Source organism: Thermomicrobiales bacterium (genome assembly GCA_037045155.1).
Taxonomy (GTDB): domain Bacteria; phylum Chloroflexota; class Chloroflexia; order Thermomicrobiales; family CFX8; genus JAMLIA01.
Genome location: JBAOIG010000005.1, coordinates 227,254 through 250,603, shown reverse-complemented (window position 1 = coordinate 250,603; position 23,350 = coordinate 227,254). Strand labels below are relative to the sequence as shown.

Sequence of the window (23,350 nt, the reverse complement as noted above, 5' to 3'; positions counted from 1 at the left end):
GAACAGGTTGTCCTGCCCCCGGCGCCCTGATCTTGTTCTCTATTGATGCGTCTCGTACGCCAGTAGCCCGATCTGAGCGATCAGGTCGGTCGAGGCAGCGTCGTCAACATCCTCGGTCATGACAACGACAATCACCGGGCCGGTCGGCGCGTAGATAATGCCTGCGTCGTGCATCAGCCCGTCCAGATTGCCAGTCTTGTGCGCCACGACCGTCCCAGCCGGTAAGTAGGCGGGTAACCGATCGTTGATCTCCTGTCGAGCCAGCAGGTCGAGCATCTCGCGACTCGCCTCCGCGTCAACAACCTCTCCGGCCAGCAGCATCCGAAACAGCGACGCCATGTCGGCGGCCGAGGTCACGTTCATTGCCGCGTTCGCGCGGACATCCGGCCGCACCGTTAGTAATTGCCGGTCTGTCCCGGGTTGCCGGACTGTGCCAGACGGACCCGGATACCAGCGGATCTCTGTGCTGGACAGACCAAGTGACGCCATCGTCGCGTTGACGTTGTCGGTCCCGACATACTCCAGCAACGCAGTCGCCGCAACGTTGCTCGATACGGTGATCATTGCTTGGAGGAGGGTTCCAACGTCGGTCGTCATCCCAACCTCGTCTTCTGAAAAGACATCACTCCCCTCAGAGAAGTGATAATCCTGCAGGACGATCTGGTCGTCGAACGTCAGCATCCCGGCATCGCGCTGGCGGTATGTCTCGACCATGATCCCCAACTTGTAGAGCGACGCCGCCTCGATCTGCTCGCCCGCGTTCCAGGCTGCCAGCATCGAGCCATCCGGATTCTCTATCTCCACCGCCGTCACTCCGGAAACTCCAGCCATGAGCGAGTCGATGGTGGATTGCAACGCCGCCGGGTCGATCGCCATCAGGGTTGGGCCGGCGGCGCCCGTTGTCGTAGCCGTGGTCGGAGTCATCAGCGTTGCGGTAGTGATTGCTGTTGTTGCGACTGGAGTCGAGCTTCCGGTTGACCCCGTCGCGGGAGTTGTTGGATTGCCGGAATGTCCGCCGCACGCGCCCAGTAGGAGTGTCAGAGCCGCGAGGAATGCCAACCGAATGCGCGGAGTACGTCGAGAAGATAGAGCAGTCGAATGGCGACTCATGTGGGGGCTCCAGCACAGATATTCGGATCGGTGTCGGCACGATGCTCGACGCCGTCCGCAGGCGATGGACGCCCATCGAGCGGCGCCTGGTTTCAGCGACGCCGGAGGATAACACGCGCGGGTTCCGCGTCCCCACCTCCACGAGAAGGTTGGCGCGCGTCCTGCCGCTGGGCCATACTGCAACGTCGCGGTAGCATCGGCTGCAATGGAATGGACGACAGAGCATGGTATCGCAGACAGCCGAGATCATCCGCTACCGAAGCCTCATCGGCAACCTTGTCGCCAAGGACCTCAAGGTCCGCTACAAGTCGTCCATGCTTGGCTTCTTCTGGTCACTCCTCAACCCGCTGCTGATGATGATGGTGTTCACCTTTGTCTTCACCAAGCTGCTCGGCGAGACCATCCCGCATTTCCCTGTCTTCGTGCTGATCGGCCTGCTTTCCTGGAACTGGACATCCACGAGTATTGCGGCCGGCACGACCTCGCTGGTGGATAACGCCTCGTTGATCAACAAGGTCTATTTCCCGCGCATCCTCCTGCCGATCTCCGTCGTCGCCTCCAACATGGCCAACTACATCCTTGCCCTGCCGGTCATCCTGGTTGCCATGCTGGTTGCCGGGATGGACTTCACCCCATGGATCCTCTACGTTCCGGTCATCATCCTCGTCCAGATGACGTTCCTCATCGGCGCGGTGCTGATCCTCTCAGCCGTCCACATCTACTTCCGCGACACCACTGTCCTCGTCGAGGTCGGATTGTTGGCCTGGTTCTTCATGACGCCAATTTTCTATAGCGTTGAAGATGTCGCTCCGAATTATGTCTCGTTGATGTATCGAGTGAACCCGATGGCCTCGATCATCGCCGAGCTTCACACCGTCCTGTACTATGGTGGCGTTCCGGATCCTTTCTTCATGGCCCGCACGTTTGTGACGGCGCTGGTGATGGTTGTCGTCGGCTATCTGCTGTTCAACCGGGTCAGCCGACAGCTGGGAGAACGCCTCTGATGGCCGTGCTCAATCAGCCCGACTATCCGGCAATCGAGTTTCGCGATGTCTCCCGTCGCTTCGTCCTGCACCATGAGCGCCGCGCATCGTTCCAGGACTGGTTCGTTGGCCTCGTTCGCCCGCGTGGTGCTGCCGAGGAGTTCTGGGCGCTACGCGACGTGACGTTCGCTGTGCGTCGTGGGGAGACGTTTGGTCTCGTCGGTCGCAACGGCGCTGGCAAGAGCACCCTCCTCAAGCTCGTCACCCGCATTCTCGAGCCGTCCAGCGGCAGCGTCCGCGTGAATGGCCGTTCATACGCCATGCTCGAGCTCGGCGCGGGCTTTCACCCGGAGCTGAGCGGTCGCGACAACGTCTTCCTCAATGGCAGCCTCTATGGGTTCAGCCGTAAGGAGATGGCGCGCCGCTTCGACCAGATTGTCAAATTCGCCGAGCTGGAGCGCTTCATCGACACCCCGGTGAAACACTACTCGTCGGGCATGTATGCCCGACTTGGCTTTGGCATTGCCGTCCACATGGAGCCCGAGATCCTCGTCATCGATGAAGTGCTTGCTGTTGGCGACCAGAACTTCCAGCAGAAGTGCTACCGCGCTCTCGACGAGCTCAAGGCGGGCGGGACAACGATTCTCTTCGTCTCCCACGACGCGAACGCGGTCCGCGCGTTCTGCGACCGCGCTGCCCTGCTGTCGGCCGGCCAACTCCTGGATGTCGGACCCGCCGAGGATATCGTCGATCACTACCAGCGCCTTCTCCACGAGACCGAGCCACGTGTCAGCCTCCTCCGCGTCCGTCCCGTCGACCGCCTCGGGTTTCCCTGTGACGAAGTGCTCTCCGGAGAGGATCTGCGCGTCGAAGTGCTGCTGCGCATCCCGAATGGCGGCGGCGCGGCCGGCCTCGGTCTTCAGCTCGACCTGATCGACGACGCCGGCATCCACCTGTTCGGCGCAAGTGTCGATCTGCCGTCGGACTTGCCGTATGCCCAGCAAGCCAGCCAGCGCGCGTCCGACCTGCCGGATACCCGCGTCGCCGAGCTCGTAATCCGCGCGCTTCCCCTTACGACAGCTTCGGTTCGTCTGGTCGCGACGCTGCTCGATCTCCAGCGAGACGGCCGCGAGGTGATGGATCGTCGCGAGACTCAAGCCAGGGTTGTCCCTGGCGATTACACAGGCCGGGGCCTCCTTCGTCTCGACCACCACTGGTCGTGGGAGACGACTCCATCGCCAGATGCCGCCAATCTCACTGCCGGCCAGGTGGGCCGTCACTAGCCCCGACTCCCCGGTTGGGGCTGGCGGTCTCCGAATCTTCTGTTAGCATCGTCCGGCAACATCGTTTGCTCGTCCCGGGTGTGCGTCATGCCTGGCCCTGTCTGATGGCTTCTGGCAGTTCGTGACGCACCGGTTGACAGGAGAGGCATGCTTTCGATCTTCGCCGCCGCCTGGCGCGTCATCCTGAAGCGTGGGCGCGCGGATTGGCTAATCCTCGCGGCGGCGCTGCTCATCATTACCCTCGCCACTACGCTGCTCTCCTCCGGGCCGATCTATGCGGCGGCAGTGAGCCTCAGTGGGCTTCATCGCACGCTTCACGATGCCCCGGTCGCCGCGGCCAACGTGCAGATCAGCGCCCGGATCGTCCCCGACGACCTGCAGCGCTTTGACGATGCAGTCGTTCGCGTCGGCAGTGGCGCGTTTGCGGCCACAGGCGGCCCGATCGCGCGCACCGGCGTTTCCGATTCCTACGCCTTGCCCAACCAGCAGGATGTCCGCGACCTCGCCGTCTTCAGCTTCTTCGACGGCATCGAGAACCACGCCACCATGGTTGATGGACGCTGGCCACAAACGACGTCCAACCCCATCGAGGCAGTTCTGTCCGACGAGGCCGGCCGGCTTCTCGGCCTTTCCGTCGGCAACGAGGTCACGCTCTCCAACCGTCGCGATGCAGGCGTGGTGACGACCGTGCGCGTCGTCGGTCTCTACCACAACAACGACACAACCGATCCCTACTGGTGGGACGACCAGCTGACACTCGTCGGAGTCGATGCCGGCCAGTCGTTCACCACCTACGGGCCGTTCGTCGTTACTCCTGCCACGTTCTTCTCTCCGGCGGTCACTCCCTCCTCCTCGGAGGTGATCTGGCGCGTGTACCCCATCGTCGAGAACCTGCAGGTCGATGAGATCGTCGGTCTTCGTCGCAACGTCGAGGGCCTACAGCGCAGTCTTGAGTCCGACCTCGGTGTCAGCAATCGTGTCGTGGTCGAGACTGACCTTGGCAACATCCTCCGCCGTGCCGAGCGGTCCCTCCTTGTCACCCGCTCCGGAGTCATGATTCTCACGATCCAGCTCGCGATCCTGGCAGGCTATGCGCTCGTGCTCACCGCTAGCCTGCTGGTCGAGCAACGGCGGGTCGAGACTGCGCTGCTTCGCTCTCGTGGCGCCAGCAACGGGCAGGTCGCGACGATGGCCCTGATGGAGGGGCTGCTGCTGGCGGTCCCGGCGGCGGTGGCCGGGCCGTTCATTGCCGCAGCGTCCCTTCGTCTGCTCAATGTCGCCGGCCCGCTCACCGCGATCCATCTTCGCCTCGATCCGCGCCTGACCACGTCCGCATTCATCCTCGCTGGGTTGGCGGCCACAGCCTGCGTCGTCGCCCTCGTCGTGCCCGCGACGCTCACCGCTCGCACATTCGTCGAGGCCCGGTCCAGCGCCGGCCGCGAAGGCACGCGTGGCGTTGCCCAGCGTGCCAGCATCGACCTTGCCCTCTTGCTCGTGGGAGTCCTTGGCTACTGGCAGCTACGCCGCTACGGCGCCCCGATCACCGAGACCGTACAGGGCCGGCTCGGGCTCGACCCGTTTCTCGTCGCTGCTCCGGCCCTCGGCATGCTTGCGGGCTCCATCGCCGCGCTGCGCCTCGTCCCGCTCGGCGCGCGCGCCCTCGATCGTGGCGTCAAGCGCACCCGTGGCCTGATCGCCTCGCTTGGGGCCTGGCAGGTTTCCCGCCGGCCGTTGCGCTACGCGCGGGCCGCGCTCCTCCTCATCCTTGCTCTCACGATCGGCCTCTTCGCCGTCTCGTACACCGAGACGTGGCGTCGCTCACAGGTCGATCAGGCGGCCTTCCAAGTTGGCGCGGACCTTCGCCTCACCCCTGACCAACGCACCGGCACCGCCATCCCGCAGTGGAACCTGGCCTCGGGCTATGCGCAGGTCGACGGAGTCGAGCATGCAATGCCGGTCGTCCGCGACATCGCGTCTGTGTCCCGTTCGGCTGGAACGGGTCAGATCATTGCGCTGGATGCTGCGATCGCCCCGTCCGTCGTTGCGTTCCGCCCCGATCTGTCGGCGGCGACATTCCCCGCGCTGATGCAATCGCTCGTCGCCGGCCGGCCCGACTTGCCGGCCCTTGCGCTGCCTGGCGATGTCCAGCGTGTGCGGGTCGCCGTGCTGGTCCGACTCGATCCGCTGGCGGCGACCGCTGACCCGGTCAAGGATCCTCCCTTTTCACTCACCCTCATCCTCCGTGATGGAACTGGGACCCTCTACCGCGTCGATGTCGGCAGTCTCGCGCCAGGCGATACGCCGACGGTGGTGACTGCGTCACTTGCCCACCCACTTCTGGATGGCCGAGTCGCGTCCCCGACCGCGCCACTCTCAGTTGTCAGTTTCGACGTGCGGACCATCGTCCCGCGCGGCGCGGCGCGGACGGGCGAGGTCGTGATTCAGTCGATCGAGGCAAGTCCGTCGCTGGATGGCGACGAGTGGTCTCCGGCCGGGCTCGGTTCGCCCGGCGACTGGGTCTTTTCGCAGGGCCGCCTCAACGGTCTGTCGGTCGCGGCGTCGATCGAGCCCGGTAGCCAGCCGGGCGTTGACGCCCGTATTGCCACCGGCGCGGTCGAGCGCAACATCATGCTGCCGCTCGTTTATTCGTTCCGACCCGGAGCGGCCTCCGCCCCGGCCGGCGTCCCAGTTGTTGTTAGCACGGCCTTCCTTACCGCGACCGAGGCGCATCTTGGCGACACGGTCCAGATCGAGTTGGCCGGCACGCGCCGGGAGGTCACTATTGCCGGAATCGTCGATGCGTTCCCGACCACTGCTGCCGACCGCGCCGCTCTGATCGTCGACCTCCCGACCTATCAGGCGCTCTCCTATCTGGACGGTGGCCTTCTACCGGGCATCGAAGAGTGGTGGCTATCCACCCGCCCGGGCTCGTCCGGCGCTGTCGTTGGTGTCGTCGATGCATCTCCGTTCTTTACCTGGAAGCTGCAATCCCGCGACCAGCGCACCACGACGTTGCAGACCGACCCCGTTGCCCTCGGCATCATCGGCGCGCTATCGGTGGGGTTCATCGCGGCAATTCTGTTTGCGACGGTCGGGTTCGTTGTCAGCGCCGCCGTTTCTGCCCACGAACGTCTGACCGAGTTTGCGTTGCTCCGCGCCCTCGGCCTCTCCCCCCGGCAGCTCAGTGGCTGGCTCTCGCTGGAAAATGGGCTATTGGTGATGATCAGTGTCATCGGCGGAACGATCCTGGGCCTCGGGCTCGCCTGGCTGATCCTCCCGTTTGTGACGCTGACTCAGTCGGCAAGTGAGATCGTGCCAGGGATCATCGTGGTCATTCCGTGGAGCTGGATCATTCTGCTCGAGCTGGCCGTTGTCGGGCTGTTGGCTGTCGTCGTAACCGTTCTCGGATTGCTCCTACGGCGGATTGGTCTCGGCGGCTTGCTGCGATTGGGTGAGGAGTAGTCGATGGCGCGCGCCGACCTCCCAACCAGAGGCGCCACTGCCCCGCTGTCTCTCGATGTCGTCAAGGCAGTACTGCGGCGTCTTCGATTCGAACGCGAGCTGGTCTTTGTCGTCCTGATCGCGGTTCTGTTGACGAGCCTCGTCTTCTCCGCTATCCCACGAGTGTTCAACCGCATGGCCGACAACGGCCTCGTCTGGGCCATCGACCACGCCTCGCCGCTCACGCGCAACGTCGTTGCCCGCCAGGTCAGCTCGATCACCCCTGGCCCATCAACCGATGTGTTTGCGCCGGTGTCGGCGGCCGGCGACGAGTTTCGCGCGAGCCTGGCGCCGTCGATCCAGCGCATCACCAGCCCATCGTCGTTCGTTGTCGATACCGTCCGCTTCGCTGTTGCCGACACGCCCGGCCAACCGGTCTTCCCCTTCCCACGCTTTGTCACCCTGCGCTATCAGCAGGACATCGATCAGCACATCACGCTCGTAGATGGCCGTATGCCGCAAGCCGTCGACGAAACCGTCCCGACCCAGTTCAACGACCAACCCGTCGATGCCCAGGTGTTCGAGATCGCCATCTCACCCGAGACGGCGCGCCAGATCGCCGTCACCCTCGGGGATACCCTGGTTCTCCAGCCTGCTCGAGACGACCCGGTCGTCCGTCGTTCGCCCTACAACCAGCTCCGGCCGATCGCTATCCGCGTTGTCGGGCTGATTCAGCTGAACGATGTCACCGAGGAATACTGGCTGAGTGACACTCGGCTCGATCGCGCGATTGAGTACGACGACGGCAATACCGTCCAGATCTATGCCACTGCGCTATTCGCTCCCGACGCCTACCCGTTGCTCGCCGATCCGGCGCAACATGCGCTTCCGTTTCAATACACCTGGCGGTACTTCGTCGATCCGGCCCGCCTCGACGCCGGCCAGTTCGATCAGCTCGCCGCCGACCTTCGCAAGCTCGACGCGCAATACGGGTCCGTGTTCGCCGATCCGACCAAGATCGGCGTCTCGACCGGCCTCTCCCGTATCCTTCGTGACTATCTCAGCCAACGGAATCTCACCCAGGCCGTGCTCTCGCTGATAACAGTTGGCCTGATCGGCGTTGCCGTCGCGGTCCTGGCGCTTGTTGCGGGTATCGCTGCCGATCGTCGCCGGGACGCATTGCGGCTGATTCGGGGCCGCGGCGCCTCCGCCCGCCAGCTCCTTGGCGCGCAGGTCGTCGAGGGATTCCTCGTCAGCGTTCCCCCCGCCGGGCTTGGCTATCTCGCCGCCGCTGTCCTCGCAGGGGGGCGCGCCGGTATCTGGTCCGGCATTGCTGCGGCGAGCGTCGCCGTCGTCATGGTTTCGCTACTGGTCTATACGCAGTCTCGGCTCGTGCGCCGGCCTCTTGGCGATCTGGAGCAGGATGACCTCGTCGTCGTGCGGATCACTCCCCGTCGCGTCGTCCTTGAGGCGCTCATCGTTGCACTCGCGCTTGCCGGCGTTTACCTCTTACGCCGTCGCGGAATCGCGGGTGGGTCGGCGACCGGCGCAATCTCGTCGATGGACCCATACCTGGCCGCTGTCCCGATCCTTCTCGGCCTCGCTGTCGGTTTGCTAACTATTCGACTGTACGCGATTCCCGCGCGTCTCCTTTCCTGGCTCAGCAGCCTTCGCCGCGACCTCGTCCCGGTCCTCGGCTTCCGTCGCGCGAGTCGCCAGCCTGGTGATACCAGCTTGCCGGTGCTCGTCCTTCTGCTCGCCCTCGCGGTCTCCACATTTGCGCTCGTTCTGACGACGACGATCGACCGCGGACAGGTCGCCTCATCATGGCAGCAGGTCGGAGCCGACTATCGAATCACTTCGGGCCTGTCGGGCTATCTCTATCGTGGCGTCGATCCAACGGCCGCCTCGGGGGTTGAGGCAGTTGCTCGCGCCTCCATCATCCCTGATGCGCTCTTCTCCGGCCGCGTCCCCGGCTCCGGCATCGCCCAGCTGATGCTCGTCGAGCCTGCCCGACTTCAGGAGGTCACCGCCGGTACGCCAGCCGACGCCCACATGCCCATCGACATGATGCGTGAGCAGATCGGCGCCGATATCGGCCAGCCGACGAACCCGATCCCCGCGATCATCTCGACGAAAGCCGGCAACGGCACAATGGCTCCCGGTGACACGTTCGGCATGAGCCTGTTCAGCCGCGAAACGACCTTTGTTGTCGTCGAAGTTCGCGAACGCTTCGCAGGGCTGCCGATCGATCGCGATTTCGTCGTTGCGCCGTTGCCCAGCGTCGCGGCAATCAATCCAGATCGCCCGGTGCGCAACACCGATATGTTCGTCCGCGGCCCACGCTCGATCGACGAGACCTTGCGAGACACCCTCGAACAGCAGTCGCAATCTGCAAATCTCACCTCTCGCGCCGCAACCTACGACGCGGTCCACGATGCCCCGCTCATCGCCGGGGTTGCCACTGGGTTTCGCCTCGGCCTGATCGTGACGGCACTCTACGCTGGCGTCGCTGTCGCCTTTGCGATGCTCCTGCGCGGCAAGGCTCGCGCTCGCGACCAGGCCTATCTCCGGACGCTCGGCCTGTCCAGCCGGCAATCACTCGGCCTCACCGCCGTCGAGCAGGGGCCGGGCATCGTCGTCGGTGTCGCCGCAGGAGTCATCCTTGGGCTCGCCTCGACCTGGCTGATCAGCCCGGGCCTCAACCTCATCGAATTCACCGGCCCCGGCCTGCCAGTGGAGCTTCACGTGAGCTGGGGCGCCGTGGTCCTGCTGCTGATCGTCGTCATCGTCGTCACCGCCGTGGCGGTGCTACTTACCACCCGCTTCGCGCGTAAGATCAGCCTTGGCGAAGTGCTCAGATTGGGGGATCAGTGACCGACACGCTCGACTTTCGTTCCCTGGCAGAGCGCGCGGCTCGCGCCGAGCGACCGCAGTTCGGCAGTGGTTCGCAGATCATCTGCGACAATCTGGTCAAGATCTACAAGGTCGCCGAGCTGGAGGTCGTTGCGCTTCAGGGACTCGACCTGCTGGTCGCGCCCGGTGAGCTGATTGCCATCGTCGGCGCGTCGGGCAGCGGCAAGTCGACGTTGCTGAACATCCTTGGCGGTCTCGACGTCCCCTCGGCCGGCCGCGCCATTGTCGCCGGATATGACCTGCTGAACATGGACCAGACCGAGCGCACGCGCTACCGACGTCAGGTTATCGGCTTTGTCTGGCAGCAAACAGCCCGCAATCTCCTCCCCTACCTCACGGCACAGGAAAACGTCGAGCTGCCGATGATTCTCGATGGCATGCCCTCGGCCCTCCGACGCGAACGTTCTGCCGAGCTGCTGACGCTCGTCGGCCTCGCCGATCGTGCCAGCCATCGTCCGGACCGGCTCTCTGGCGGCGAGCAACAGCGTGTCGCCATTGCCGTCGCGCTCGCGAACGCCCCGGAGGTGCTGCTCGCCGACGAGCCGACCGGCGAGCTGGACACCGCGACATCTCACCAGATCTTCGAGGTTCTTCGCTCGGCCAGCGTCCATCTCGGTGTCACAGTCGTCGTCGTGACCCACGACCCTCTCGTCTCGACGCAGGTCAACCGCACGGTCGCCATCCGCGATGGCCGCACCAGCAGCGAGACGCTCCGCCGCATTGAAGTCGGCGAAGAAGGTCAGCATCATGTGATCGCCGAGGAATATGCCGTCCTCGACCGCGCCGGCCGGCTACAGCTTCCCCGAGATTATGTCGATACGCTCGAGATGGAGCGCCGGGTTCGTCTTGAGCTGGAGTCTGATCACATCGGTGTCTGGCCGGATCGTCCGCATGCCGAACAGGAGGACCGCTCGTGAGCGACCCGAACGAACGCTGGCGCCCGCCGACGCAGCGCACGAGTAGTCAGTCGCCGTTCGTCACCCCGGCCGAAGAGCGTTCTTCCACGGAGCGGCATCAGTCCTCCGAGCGTCGCCGCGGCGCGGGTGTCGACGTGCTCCAACCCGTCATCCGGGTCGAGGGTGTGACCCGCGACTATCCGATGGGTGACTCTGTGGTGCACGCGCTCCGAGGAGTTGATCTGACCGTTGGACGTGGCGAGCTTGTCGCAATCCAGGGGCGGTCGGGTTCAGGCAAGACCACGCTCCTCAACATTATCGGAGGTCTCGATCGCCCGAGCTCGGGTCTCGCGTCGATCGACGGCATGGTTATCTCCGAGCTGCCGGAGAATGAGCTCATCGAGCTACGACGTCATCGGATCGGTTTCATCTTCCAGGCGTTCGGTCTCATCCCGATTCTCACAGCCGCCGAAAATGTCGAGGTGCCGCTTCGGCTCGCCCAGGCGCAGATCTCCCGGCGCGAGGAGCGCGTTCGCGTTCTTCTCGAGCTTGTCGGTCTCGGCGACCGCGCCCGCCATCGTCCGCACGAGCTGTCCGGCGGTGAGCAGCAGCGTGTTGCGATCGCCCGAGCATTGGCGAACTCTCCCGAGATTCTCATCGCCGACGAGCCGACCGGCCAGCTCGACTCGCAAACCGGCCGCACCATCATGACGCTGATTCGCGCGCTTGTTCGCAGCGAAGGGGTCACTGCCCTCGTCGCGACCCACGACCCGGTCCTGATCGACCTCGCCGATCGTGTCATCACCCTCGGTGACGGTGTCGTCACATCCGACCTCGCCCGCTCCGATGATTGAGACAGCCACATGAACCTGTTCTCTGGCAAGCGGCCGGGCTATTCTGCCCCGGGTGCGAACGGTTCAGTTGGCAATTCGTCGAAGTTGTCGCTCGGCGTTGGCGCGCCAGGACCAAGCCCCCCGCACGGTCATAGCGTCCACAGATAGGCGATCAGGGCAATCGCCACCACCAGCGCCACCGCGAAACCACACCCAAGCGCCAGATTGAGCTCGCCAGTCCCACGCTGTCTCATCGGTTCCGGATCTCCGATTTCGATAGTCGCCCCACGAGACGCCGCAGATGCGATGCATCCCAGGTGCGGAGATGTCGCTCACAGGACAGCAGCGCGTTCCTGCGCCGTCAATGACCGACTGCGCAGCGCCGTGCGCTGCCCGCGAAGCGGGGATCCGCCGGCCACTCCGTCCCCGGCGAGGACGATCAGAGTATGCCCGACGAACCGCTTGACACATCGGAATCCCCATATGCTAGAATACAAGCAGATACCCCACCGGGGTATAAGTTGTGATCATGTCGAGGAGGCAAGATGGTAGAGAAGACGTTCATCGTCCCAGATGTTAGCTGCGAGCATTGCGTTCGCGCGATCACCAGCGAACTGACCCAGATCGACGGAGTCGAGCAGGTCAGCGTCGATATTCCCACCAAGGTCGTCACCGTCCGGGCCAGCGACGCTGTAACCGACGCGGTGCTCGTCGCCGGGCTGTCCGAGGCGGGCTACGAGGTCGCTTCCCCGAGCTAGCCTCCACTGCTATTCAGAGATCTCTTCGCCGGCCGGGGCAGCACGCTCCGGCCGGCGCTGTTTCGCGACGACGCGCGTGCGGATCCATATTGCGCAAGCCGCGGATGTCGCGAATGGGGATTGCGTTTTCTGGCGGAAGGTACTACACTCGCGTTATTGATCCTGATTGCTACCGCGACAGGAAGGAGGAGTGCAGGTGACGCGACGCCTCGGCATAGCCGGCAGTGGAATTGCCCTCTGGGTACGCTGCCCACTCCTCGAAGATGACCACAGGCCGGGCGCCTGAACAACCGCTTCCGTAAGACAGACCCAACCCGTTCGGCCTCGGCCAGGCACAGCATAATCACACAGTAATCAGACGACAGATCTGATTGCTGGAATGGGAGGATGGCCGGCCAGTCCGGCATGATAGAGCGACGTTCCTACGTCGCCGGGTAGAACCCAGATAATCCATCCCATATTAGACGATGACGACGCGGGGGCTGGTCGCTCCCGCGTCCTGCTATCTCAGCCCCGGCGCTCAGTCGCGATCCAGGACGATGATCCGGCAACCCGGGTGGACGCGGACGGTAGCGTTCGTGCCCGGAATATCGCAGTACCCCCCCGCGAGCCGCTCGGATAGACGCGGCAACAACCGTCCGATAAACGCCACCATTCCGGGTCGAACGACCGCCGCGGGAAACAGACCAGCCGTTGCCCTGACCGTAGAGCCCGAGCGGACCAGCCGCCCGTAGAGCTCGCCACGCGACAGCCGGTCGGCGTCCAGCTCCACGTACTCCAGCCCGAACGCCTCCGCTGTGCGGCGCAGCTCAGGGAGCTTCGCTCTGGATACCCCTGTCGTCACGGTGCGTGTCATCGTGTCGGCAAGCAGAGCGTCGACGCCCTCGCGCTCCACCACCCCGGTCTCTGGTTCCGGTTGCGCCGGTGCGGGCATGCCGAGCCTCGTCGCCTCCTCGATCGATCGCTGCACGCGCAGGTGAACTCGTTCGAGCATCGCCGCGGCCTCTGCGATGGCTCGCTCATCGGCGATCATGCGCGAGTTGTCAGCGATCATCCGCTCCCCCACTGCCACGTCAGCCAGAGTCGCGTGCATGGCGTGAGCTGCGATCGGCCGAGGCGCGTCCGCGGCCTCGGCGCGCGTGCCGCTCGGCGACTCGATCGCCGGGAGTCCCTCGCCTTCTTCGGGAGCTGCCGGTTCTGGCCCGGTCGCCACGGCCTCCGATGTGGCGCCGGCGCCTCGCCACTGTTCCATCTCGACCATCATTCGGGCCAGGTCTGGTTGCAGGCCGGCCAGCGACTGCAGTTCCCCGGCGGTACCTGGCGCACCTGAAGCCAGCCGAGTTGTCCGCTCCTCGGGAGATAGTTCCGGCCATGCCGCCGCAAGTCGGATGAGCGGTCCCGAACCCGGCCACCGTGCCTCTCCCAGCAGAACCGCGCGATCGATCAGCTTTCGTGCGATCAGATCGTGGATCAGGTCGACCGACCGTGGCTCCGCCCCGTGTGCTTGATTCGTCATCTGGCCGTATCCTGTTTCATTCCTGTCCCCAGCGCGGTCGAATCCCGCTGCTACAATAGCGCGGCTTTTCGAACCGGGCCAACCTTCGGTCGGCTCGAGCGCCCGACCATCAACACGTTGAGGGGTGATTATGTCCAGTATTCTGACTGGAGAGCGACTGACCAACCGGCGACTTGTCATTATCGCGGCAATGGCGGGAACCTTTCTGTCCGCGCTCGATTCGAGCATTGTCGGTCCGGCGATGCCGACCATCATTGGCCAACTCGGCGGCCTATCGCTCTATTCGTGGGTGTTCTCCGCCTACCTGCTGACCTCGACGACCACTGTCCCACTCTACGGCCGCCTCAGCGACATGTATGGTCGGAAGCCGCTGTTCGTCGTCAGCGCTGCGCTGTTTGTCCTCGGCTCGGCGCTGTGCGGCATTGCTCAGAGTATGGAGCAACTCGTCGCCTTCCGCGCGATACAGGGGCTCGGCGCGGGCGGGATCGTGCCGGTGACCTTCACGATCCTGGGCGATCTGTTCTCGGTCGAAGAACGGGCCAAGATGGCCGGCCTCTTTTCGGCTGTCTGGGGCGCTTCTGCGGTTGCCGGCCCGACGCTCGGTGGCCTGATCGTGCAGGTCATCGACTGGCGCTGGATCTTCTACCTCAATCTGCCGTTCGGCATCGTGTCGGTAACGCTGATGTGGCGTTCGCTCCACGAGACGCGGACCGGAGAGCGCAGCCGGATCGACTATCTCGGCGCGATCCTGCTGACAGCCGGGATCACCGCATTCCTCTTCGCTCTGCTCGAAATTGGCGAGGGTGCTTCGTGGCTCGGCCCGCGGACAGGCGGGATGATCGTTCTGTCCGCCCTCCTCGTGGCGGCGTTCATCTATCACGAGAACCACTTCCCTAGTCCGATGATGCCGATGGGGATGTTCCGCTCGCCGATCATGGCGGTCGTGACCAGCGCGGGCACGCTGATCGGTGGCGTGATGTTTGGCATTTCGTCGTTCGTGCCACTCTACATTCAGGGTGTCCTGGGAGGCACGCCGATTGATGCCGGCCTGACAATCGCGCCATTCTCGATCGGCTGGTCGGCAGCCTCGGTTGTCTCGGGTCAGATCATTACGCGCGCCGGCTATCGCCTTTCGGTCGTTGCTGGGACGCTATCCGCAGTCGCCGGTAGCGTCTCGTTGCTGCTGGTCTCCCCCGACACTGGCCGATGGCCGGCCGCCGTCGGCTCCGGACTCGTCGGTATTGGCATGGGTCTTTCGTCAACCGCGATGTTGATCGCTGTTCAGAACTCCGTCGGCTGGGGCCAGCGTGGTGTTGCAACTGCCCTCGTGCAGTTCTCTCGAACGATCGGCGGCGCGATCGGCGTTGCGGTGCTGGGCACGCTCCTGACGGCGCAACTCACGTCGCGCCTCAGCGGCATGGATGGCTCGATGCAAGGCGCGAACGCGCTGCTCGACGCGAAAGTGCGCGCCAGCCTCACACCGGACATTCTCCACCAGCTGACCACTGCGCTCTCGTCATCGCTGCACATCGTCTTTATGACGATGCTGGGCCTGGCAGTTGTGGCCGCCGTGATTACCGTGCTCTTCTTCCCACGGGGATCTGTCGAGGAACTACAGGGGGCCGACGGCGGTATGGGGGCAGACCGTGCTCGCAAGGCAGACGACGCGGAGGCCACGATGCCGTCGGGCGCGCAAACGCGGCCGACGTCTCGCTAGACCAGCCATTGGTGTCAGTCTTCTGTTTCGAGCTTCGACTTGATGCAGCCGAAGATGTCCTTGGTCATTCGGTCCGCAACGCCGCCCATCAGTCGTGCGCCGACTCCAGCGATCGTCCCGCTCACGCGCACATCGGAAGCCCACGTCATCACCGTCGCGGTTCCGCCGGCATCGGCGAGGTCCATTGTGCTCGTCATCGACACCGCCGACCCGGGCATCTTGCCGGCGGCCAGGATTGTGGCATGTGACGGCTCGGTGCGCTTCTGGAATGTGATATCGAAGTTGAAGGTGCCCTTGATCATGCCGACGCCCGCTTTGACCGTGCACTTGAAGCGGTCCTCGTCGATGATCTCAAAGCTCTGGAGCCCGGGCGCACACTGGGTCACCTGGTTCGGGTCGGTGAGAAACGCGTAGACCCGCTCCCGGGGCGCCTGGATCGTGACATCGCCCTTGAACTCCATCGTGAATGCCCTCCCATTATTTCGACGTGCGCGGTCTCATATATGCCGAGTATAGGCGAACGCCCGCCGGACCGGGCCGGCGGGCGCTTGACGGCGATACGAGCGGGGCTTACAGAATACGACGTTCCACGAGTGTGTCGGGATCGAACCCCCGCCAGACTGGAATGCCGCAGTAGCGCTCACCTTCCGGACAGAACGGCTTGTTGCCTGCCCTCGACCGGAGCACGCACGGCGGACCGCTCACGAACTCGCCGATCGTTGGCAGCGCGACACGAACCTGTGCCGTCTCCTGCGCCGCGGTGTCGAAGATCTCGCGCTGCGCGTTGTAGCAGAGGCGCTTCACCCACTTCCAGTAGTAGGTCAGCAACGTGCCGGTCTCGTAGAAGCGGAGCCGATGGCTGTTCGGGAGTAAGTACAGGGCGTGCTCCGGCGCGACACCGTCGTCGAGAAGCTGATTCTTTGCGTCCCATAGCGCGCGAACAGTTGCCTGGTATTCCTCGAGCGCCTGATCGTTGCTGGCCACCTCGTGCGGAACGATCACGTCGGGATCACGCCGCATGTGGGAAGCCAGCACCGGCCCGGATGACAACGTTCCACGGTGGCGCTGGTTCTGGGCATCTTCAGCCCCACTGATACGTTTCTGGAACGTGAACGGGACGTGATTCATCGTCTGCATCAGCTTCGAGTTCATGGCCAGGAAGAGTGGGTGGCCAAGGTAGTGATTGCGCGCGGGATCGAGGACTGCCAGCAGCGCGTCTTCGTCGGTCATTTCGTCATGCGCGCGCCCGAGGACAGCGCGGACAGCGTTGGCCAGCGTTGCTTCGGCGTCGACGTTGTAGCTCGCCAGACGGGAGTCAAAGTCGCCGAGTTCGGCGTCAAATTCGTCGAAGAAGCGCTCGTCTGCCGGGGCTCCGATCGTCTGTTGCATCCCGGAGAGTGCTTCATACTCGATCGTATCCTCTGCGCCGAGGATCTGAAGATCAAGCTCGTACCCCGGCGCTCCCAGGAAATAGGGATCGATCTTGAGGACCTCAGCGACCATCGTGTTGACGATGTAGCGCACTTCTGCCGGCACATCGAGCTGGTTAGCCAGCACGTAGTATCGAAGGAGGGTCAGCCCGTTGATCGTGTGGTAGAGGTGCGCGGGGGTCGCCAACGGCAGCACGTACCTGGCCACTTCCTGCGCGCGCTTCTGGACCGCGTCGGCAATTCGCCGCTCTGCCTCGGGGCCGGCCGCTTTGGCCCGAGACGGAAAGACCTTCGCGTATCGCTCGGCGAGGCCCGGCGAGAGGATCTCCGTGAGGTTGCGATAGCCGTCGATGGCTCGTTCGGTGGCGGCGCGATAGATCGCCTCCTGCCGTTCGGAGAGTCCTGGCGTTACCATCGCCTTACCTGAGACCTCGCGGTAGCGCTGGCTGACCTGCTCGGAGTTGTAGTGCGGGTGATGGTGAAAGAACGACCAGATCGCGAGGCGTGACACGCCATCGAGGATGAAGACGAAGTTCGCGTGTTGGAAGGTCGTGTGATGGCCGGCGTCAAACAGATCTCGATAGAGCCGCTGGGCGCGCGAGCGTCGGTGCGGTCGGAGCTCGTCGCCGTCGTCGAGGCCGACGTCCATGAGCTTCAGGACACTCTCGACCCTGGCCGGTCTGGAGCCATAGCAGGACCAGGCAGCGGCAACTGCTAGCGCAAACGGATGGGCCGCGGACTCATCATGCAACAACCGGATGGTCGGCGGCGTCGAGGCGAACGGATAGCTCTTATCGCGGGCCGCGTCAGGCAGTGCGGACATAGTTCCCCCTTGTTCGCCCAGCACGAATGGGCAGTGTACGTACATAGAATACCCGTTCGCCCATCGTCGCACAAGGCATGACTCTGAGTCACTCGCGGGGCGCTGACGGATGCATCCAGTGCAGTTACCCATCGCTCGATGGCCCGCCCTCCGCGAGTCTTGGTGGCGTGAGGGGCAGTCCACCCAGGTGGAAAGCGCAGAAGTAGTTGTCGCCGGGGGTACGCCGAGTCGGCGCGGGCTAACGTTCCACGTGGAACGCACGCAGTGGTGGTCTTGTTGGTCGTCGTGTGGCCCTCCGCAGTTGCGTTCGGACGATGTGGTTCGGCTGGGACAGTTGTGTCGCGACGCTCCCGTGTCCAGCGCCGGCGCTCTTGGGAGGTGGCGTAGAATTAATGGTTGGCGGCTACTGGCGATGAACTGAGAATGGCTCGGATAAACGTTGTATCGCATTGACCATGAAGACGAGGGTCTGGACTATCGGCGGCGTTACCAGGGGTTGATCGGGGTCAATAGCAAGGTGCCGATCCGCGATCGGTCGATACTGGGCCTGGTCTATACGCCGGGTGTTGCCGAGGTGTGTCTGGAGATCGTCGATCATCCTGAATCTGCGTTCGACCTGACCTGTCGGGGCAACACGGTCGCTATCATCTCGGATGGCTCAGACCTGTTCGGTCGTGAGGGTGGTTCGCCCGAGGCAGTGCTGCCGATTCTGGAGAGCAAGAGCGTCCTGTTCAAGACGTTCGCCGGCGTTGATGCGTTTCCCATAGCACTAGACATAACCGCTCCGATTGAGATCGTCAACACTGCGTCGGCGCTCGCGCCTACGTTCGGCGCAATCTGCATCGATGACATCAGCGCGCCGCGCTGCTTTACGGTCGCCGATCATCTTGAGAAGGCGTCGACCATACCAGTATTCTCCAACCAGCATCATGGATCGGCAGTCCTGGTGCTGGGCGCGCTCCTGAACGCAACGAAGCTGACGAACCGCCGGCTGGAGGATTCCCGCGTTGTTATCGCGGGAAGCGGCGTCGCCGGGGTAGGTGTCGCGCGGCTGCTGCATCGATTCGGGGTGCGCGACATCATCGTCTGCGATCGGGCGGGCGCGATCTATACCGGCCGAGCTGAGCGGATGAACTGGGCGAAGCAGTACCTTGCGAAGGAAACCAACCGGGCGCGGCGGCGCGGCTCACTGGCGGACATGCTGCGTGGCGCTGACATCTTCGTGGGTGTGTCGACCGAGGGCATCCTCACGGCAGAGATGGTGGCGTCGATGGCGCCCGATCCGATCGTGCTGGCGTTGTCGATCCCGCATCCGGAGATCGACCCATCGGTAGCGAAGCAAGCGGGCGCGGCGATCGTTGCGACCGGGCGATCCGACCATCCGAATATGATGGATATCTCGCTGGTCTTCCCCGGCGTGTTCCGTGGTCTGCTGGATAGCGGCGCGCGCAATATCCGGCTACGGACACTGGTCTATGCCGCCGAGGCGCTGGCATCGCTCGTGCCGGACAACGAGCTGAACCCCGACAACATCGTGCCGCGGATCTTCGATTATCGGGTCGCGCCAGCGGTTGCGGCAGCGGTAGTCCAGGCGGCGGTCGAGACGGGGGAGGCGCTCTACGACGTGCATCCGGAAGCGGTCGCCGAGCGGACTCGCCGATTCGTCTACGAAGGGGTGATGTTGCCGCGGTCAACGACGAACGGTGTCGCGAATGGACAGTCTCGCCGCAAGCCTGAGGGCTTGCGCGAGGAGGCGTTGGATCTGCGGCGACGATTTGGCGGCGTTCTGGAGATCAGCTCGAAGATTCCGATCAAGGATCACCATATTCTTAATGTGCTGTATGTGCCGCCGGCTGCGTTGGCTCCGGCCGCCGAGATCTACCGTAACCCGATGTCGGTATTCGAGCTGACGGTCAAGGACAACGTCGTCGCGATCGTCACCGACGGGACGGCCGTGCTGGGGTTGGGAGACATCGGAGCAGAGGCGGCGCTGCCGGTGATGGAGGGGAAGGCAGTCCTCTTCCATACGCTGGCCGGCGTCGAGGCGTTTCCGATCTGTATCGCCGAGCGCGACCCGGAGAAGCTTGTCGATATCGTCGCCGCAATCTCGCCATCGTTTGGCGGGATCAATCTGGAGGACATCTCCGCGCCTCGCTGCTTCGAGATCGAGCAACGCTTGAAGGCTCGCCTCAAGCTTCCGGTATTCCACGACGATCAGCATGGAACCGCTGTCGTTGTGTTGTCGGCGCTGCTCAACGCGCTGCGGCTGCGTGGAACGGCGATCGAAAGCGTGCAGATCGTCGTCAACGGCGCGGGCGCTGCTGGCATCGCAGTCTCGAAGCTGCTTCTATCCTCTGGTGTCGGCGACATCATCATGTGCGACCGGCTCGGCATCATCTCACGAAACCGAACGACCGGCATGAACCAGCCGAAGCGGGAGATGGCCCAGGTCACTAACAAGGAGAACGTGGACGGCACGCTCCACGACGCGATGGTGGGCGCGGATGTGTTCGTCGGAGTGTCCGGCGCAGGCGCAGTCACTCCGGACGATATCCGGGTGATGAATGCGAACCCGATCATCTTCGCGCTAGCCAACCCGAACCCGGAGATCGAACCCGGGTTGGCGCACGAGTCTGGCGCGCTTGTCGTCGCGACCGGGCGGTCGGACTACCCGAACCAGGTGAACAACTCGCTGGCTTTCCCAGGCATCTTCCGAGGTGCGCTGGACGTAAAGGCATTGGACATCAACGATGCGATGAAGGTCGCGGCGGCGCATGCTATCGCGGATCTGGTCAGCGACGACGAGCTCGGGCCGGACTACGTCATGCCGGCAGCGCTCGACTTGCGTGTGCCCCCCGCCGTGGCGGCCGCCGTCGCGCGTGCGGCGATCGAGACGGGTGTGGCGCGGACCTTGCTCGACCCGGCCGATGTCGCACAGCGAACACACGATCGGATCTACACGGGCAAGCTGGCGATCTAGCGCCCCCTCTCGGGGAACTCAGCGGCCTCGCAGTGTGGCGGAGTCGAGCCACGGGGGCGTTTCGTCGCCCCTTGCGCCCGCTGCCTATCGGCGGAGGAGAACAGTAGTCGTGGTGGCTCCGTTGGTTCGATCGCCACCACGACAATCCCGTCAGGGAGAGAGACGCTCGATTTCCCAGGAGTCGTCGAGCTGGCGGCCATACTGGAGACGATCGTGGAGACGATTCGGGCGGCCGTGCCAGAACTCGAACGTCTCGGGTGTCAACCGATAGCCGCCCCAGAATGCCGGGAGCGGGACTTCCCGGCCGTCGTACTGCTCGACCAGCGTGGCCATGCGCTCTTCGAGGTACGTGCGGGAGGGTATGACGCTGCTCTGCCGGGACGCCCATGCGCCAAGCTGGCTCAGGTGGGCGCGCGAGTGAAAGTATTCCGCGGACTCCCTGCGGCTGACCTGCTCGATACGGCCCTCGACGCGGATCTGACGAGTGAGCTCGGGCCAGTAGAACAGTAGCGCGGCGCGCGGGTTAGCTTCCAGCTCGGCGCCCTTGCGGCTATCGTAATTGGTGAAGAAGATGAAGCCGTCTTCGTCCATGCCTTTCAGCAAGACGACACGGACGGAAGGCCGGCCGTCGGGCGTTGCCGTCGCGAGGATCATCGCGTTCGATTCGATGACACTTGCGTCGACAGCGTCCTGAAACCAGGCTTCGAACTGACGGAAGGGGTCGGGGTTCACGTCGATATCGTCGAACCCCGGCTCGCGGTACTCGCGGCGCATGTCGGCAATCGACAGACCATGCTTCGTCGAATCGGTCATCACTCGTCGTTCCTGCTGCATCCCTCGGCCCGGTCACGGCCCACCCGGCGACCAGTCGTCATGATACATCCATGCTGGACGCGGGCATCGCTTTGCTGAGATGTTCGAGCGCGTCGGCCGGCGAGCCGTGATGGACGACGATACGGCCATCACGAACCTCCCAGAGACGTCCAGCAAATCGCTCGATGAACCAGCGGTCGTGGGAAGCTGCCAGGATCGGTCCGGGATATTCGGCGAGGGCGTGTTCGAGCTTCGTGAGGACGTCGAAGCTGAGGTGGTTCGTTGGCTCGTCGAGCAGGAGGACGGCCGGTTGCTCGGCAAGGAGGCGGGCGATCTGGAGCTTTCGGCGCTGGCCGGCGCTGAGGACAGACACCGGCCTGGCAAGATCTTCGATTGTGAACAGTCCATAGCGGATCAGCTCGTCAATCGCGTCCTGGCCATGGAGTCCGAGCCCCTGCCGGTAGGCGTCGAGGACTGTGCCAGACTGGCCGGGTATGTCGGCGGACTGATCGAGATAACCGAGATGGATGCCGCGCGCGACGTGAACGTCACCCGTCGTCGGCTGAAGCCGGCCGGCAATGATATTCAGCAAAGTGGACTTACCGGCGCCGTTTGGCCCGACAAGGACGATTCGCTCTCCCGACCCGATGACGAATGAGACGTCATCGAGTACGACGTCACCGTCCCAGGATTGGGTGAGGCTGGCGACAGAGATGATTTCGGCGCTTCGCGCCTCGGCGACGTCGAATGAGGGCAGGATACGGAGCGCGCTGGGTGGCCTGGAGACCGGATCGGCCTCGATTCGGCGCAGCCGCTCTTCGGCGGCGTGGACGTTGCGGGCGACCGCGGTGTCTACCCGGCCACCCTTGAAGTCATAGGCCATCTTTGCGGGATCTCGCGGGGCGCGATTATGAGCGACCTTGCGTCCGGTGAGCCGGATCGCCCGGCGTAGCTCGCGAATCTCCTCCTGCTGAGTCTCGAATTCAGCGAGCCAGGCGGCTTGCTGGCGTTCGCGCTCGCGCTCGTAGGCAGCATAGTTGCCCGCATATTCGGTAGCGGTGTGGGTGCGTTCGTCGATCTCGACGATGCGGGTAGCCGTGTGATTCAGAAAGGCGCGGTCGTGGGAAGCGGCGACGATGCCACCCGCATACCCCGCCAGGTATGACTCGAGCCAACCCAGCGCAGCGAAGTCGAGGTGGTTGGTTGGCTCGTCCAGCAACAGCAGGTCGGGGGATTGCAGCAGCAGCGTGGCGAGCAGGACGCGCTCCTGTTCGCCACCGGAGAGGGTGACGAAGGGCCGCTCGCGCGACAGATCGGCGAGGCCGAGGCCGGCGAAGACGATCTCGATCCGGTGGTCCAGCTCGTAGCCACCTTGGCGCTCGAATCGTTCCTGGAGATGTCCATACTCATCGAGCAGCGTGTCGACCTCGTCGATGCCCTCGGCAAGCATCGCCTCGATCTCGCGTAGCCGGCTCTCGATCTGGCGTAGCGCGCCGATGACTTCGTAGACGAGATCATCGACGGTCGCGCCGGGGAGGTCGGGTGGTTGCTGGGCGAGGTAGCCGGCGACGACGCTATCAGGAATGAGGATCTCGCCACTATCCGGCAGGATCTCACCCGTGATGATTCGGAGCAGCGTGGACTTGCCAGCGCCGTTGGCGCCGACGAGACCGAGACGATCACCGTTGTTGACGACAAAGGAGATGTTGTCGAGAACGGACACTGGGCCGAAGGTCTTTGAGACCCGCGAGACACTGAGCAGCATGGTGCACCTGTAACCTCATCGAGAAGCGATGGACGATGGGAACCGGCGCTGGCCGGCCCAAGGTGTGCTGTGGTTACAGGTCCGTG

At 64.1% G+C, this 23,350-nt stretch carries 15 protein-coding genes; 9 read left to right on the top strand and 6 right to left on the bottom strand.

What is annotated here, in order from left to right:
* Positions 1-39: 39 nt before the first annotated feature.
* Entirely contained in the window at positions 40-924 is an 885-nt protein-coding gene (locus tag V9F06_11340; protein ID MEI2618196.1) for a serine hydrolase, read from the bottom strand.
* 410 nt (positions 925-1,334) lie between these two features.
* Here V9F06_11340 and V9F06_11335 point away from each other — a divergent pair, with 410 nt between their 5' ends.
* The 7 genes from V9F06_11335 (at position 1,335) to V9F06_11305 (ending at position 12,220) form a co-directional block, all read left to right on the top strand.
* On the top strand, positions 1,335-2,114 hold the full coding sequence (locus tag V9F06_11335; GenBank protein ID MEI2618195.1) for an ABC transporter permease: 780 nt from the start codon (positions 1,335-1,337) through the stop codon (positions 2,112-2,114).
* Complete coding sequence (locus tag V9F06_11330) at positions 2,114-3,376, top strand: ABC transporter ATP-binding protein (GenBank protein MEI2618194.1); 1,263 nt, start codon at positions 2,114-2,116, stop codon at positions 3,374-3,376. The genes V9F06_11335 and V9F06_11330 overlap by 1 nt, the downstream gene beginning before the upstream one ends.
* Positions 3,377-3,523: 147 nt before the next feature.
* A complete protein-coding gene (locus V9F06_11325) occupies positions 3,524-6,838 on the top strand; it encodes an FtsX-like permease family protein (protein MEI2618193.1) in 3,315 nt (1,104 codons plus the stop codon).
* A gap of 3 nt (positions 6,839-6,841) precedes the next feature.
* The gene (locus tag V9F06_11320; protein ID MEI2618192.1) at positions 6,842-9,694 is read left to right on the top strand and encodes an FtsX-like permease family protein; all 2,853 of its coding nucleotides are present in this window, start codon (positions 6,842-6,844) and stop codon (positions 9,692-9,694) included.
* On the top strand, positions 9,691-10,650 hold the full coding sequence (locus tag V9F06_11315) for an ABC transporter ATP-binding protein (protein MEI2618191.1): 960 nt from the start codon (positions 9,691-9,693) through the stop codon (positions 10,648-10,650). Before V9F06_11320 ends, V9F06_11315 begins: the two co-directional genes overlap by 4 nt.
* Complete coding sequence (locus V9F06_11310; GenBank protein ID MEI2618190.1) at positions 10,647-11,483, top strand: ABC transporter ATP-binding protein; 837 nt, start codon at positions 10,647-10,649, stop codon at positions 11,481-11,483. The genes V9F06_11315 and V9F06_11310 overlap by 4 nt, the downstream gene beginning before the upstream one ends.
* A 524-nt stretch (positions 11,484-12,007) precedes the next feature.
* Positions 12,008-12,220 carry a heavy-metal-associated domain-containing protein gene (locus V9F06_11305; GenBank protein MEI2618189.1) on the top strand — a complete coding sequence of 71 codons (213 nt, stop codon included), beginning with the start codon at positions 12,008-12,010 and terminating at the stop codon, positions 12,218-12,220.
* Between the two features lie 520 nt (positions 12,221-12,740).
* Here the strand turns inward: V9F06_11305 and V9F06_11300 are convergent.
* Positions 12,741-13,736: a hypothetical protein gene (locus V9F06_11300; protein ID MEI2618188.1), complete on the bottom strand. Its 996-nt coding sequence runs from the start codon at positions 13,734-13,736 to the stop codon at positions 12,741-12,743.
* Between the two features lie 130 nt (positions 13,737-13,866).
* On the opposite strand from V9F06_11300, the gene V9F06_11295 reads away from it, so the two are divergent.
* Positions 13,867-15,453, top strand: coding sequence for an MDR family MFS transporter (locus V9F06_11295; GenBank protein ID MEI2618187.1), 1,587 nt, complete (start codon positions 13,867-13,869; stop codon positions 15,451-15,453).
* A gap of 14 nt (positions 15,454-15,467) precedes the next feature.
* On the opposite strand, the gene V9F06_11290 is transcribed toward V9F06_11295, so the two are convergent.
* Positions 15,468-15,914, bottom strand: coding sequence for a carbon monoxide dehydrogenase subunit G (locus V9F06_11290; GenBank protein MEI2618186.1), 447 nt, complete (start codon positions 15,912-15,914; stop codon positions 15,468-15,470).
* 109 nt (positions 15,915-16,023) lie between these two features.
* On the bottom strand, positions 16,024-17,706 hold the full coding sequence (locus V9F06_11285; GenBank protein MEI2618185.1) for an FAD-dependent thymidylate synthase: 1,683 nt from the start codon (positions 17,704-17,706) through the stop codon (positions 16,024-16,026).
* A 439-nt stretch (positions 17,707-18,145) separates the two neighbouring features.
* On the opposite strand from V9F06_11285, the gene V9F06_11280 reads away from it, so the two are divergent.
* Complete coding sequence (locus tag V9F06_11280; protein ID MEI2618184.1) at positions 18,146-20,686, top strand: malic enzyme-like NAD(P)-binding protein; 2,541 nt, start codon at positions 18,146-18,148, stop codon at positions 20,684-20,686.
* A 150-nt stretch (positions 20,687-20,836) separates the two neighbouring features.
* Here V9F06_11280 and pdxH read toward each other — a convergent pair whose 3' ends face one another.
* A complete protein-coding gene (gene pdxH, locus V9F06_11275) occupies positions 20,837-21,499 on the bottom strand; it encodes a pyridoxamine 5'-phosphate oxidase (GenBank protein MEI2618183.1) in 663 nt (220 codons plus the stop codon).
* Between the two features lie 58 nt (positions 21,500-21,557).
* Positions 21,558-23,264, bottom strand: coding sequence for an ABC-F family ATP-binding cassette domain-containing protein (locus V9F06_11270; GenBank protein MEI2618182.1), 1,707 nt, complete (start codon positions 23,262-23,264; stop codon positions 21,558-21,560).
* Positions 23,265-23,350: the final 86 nt, after the last annotated feature.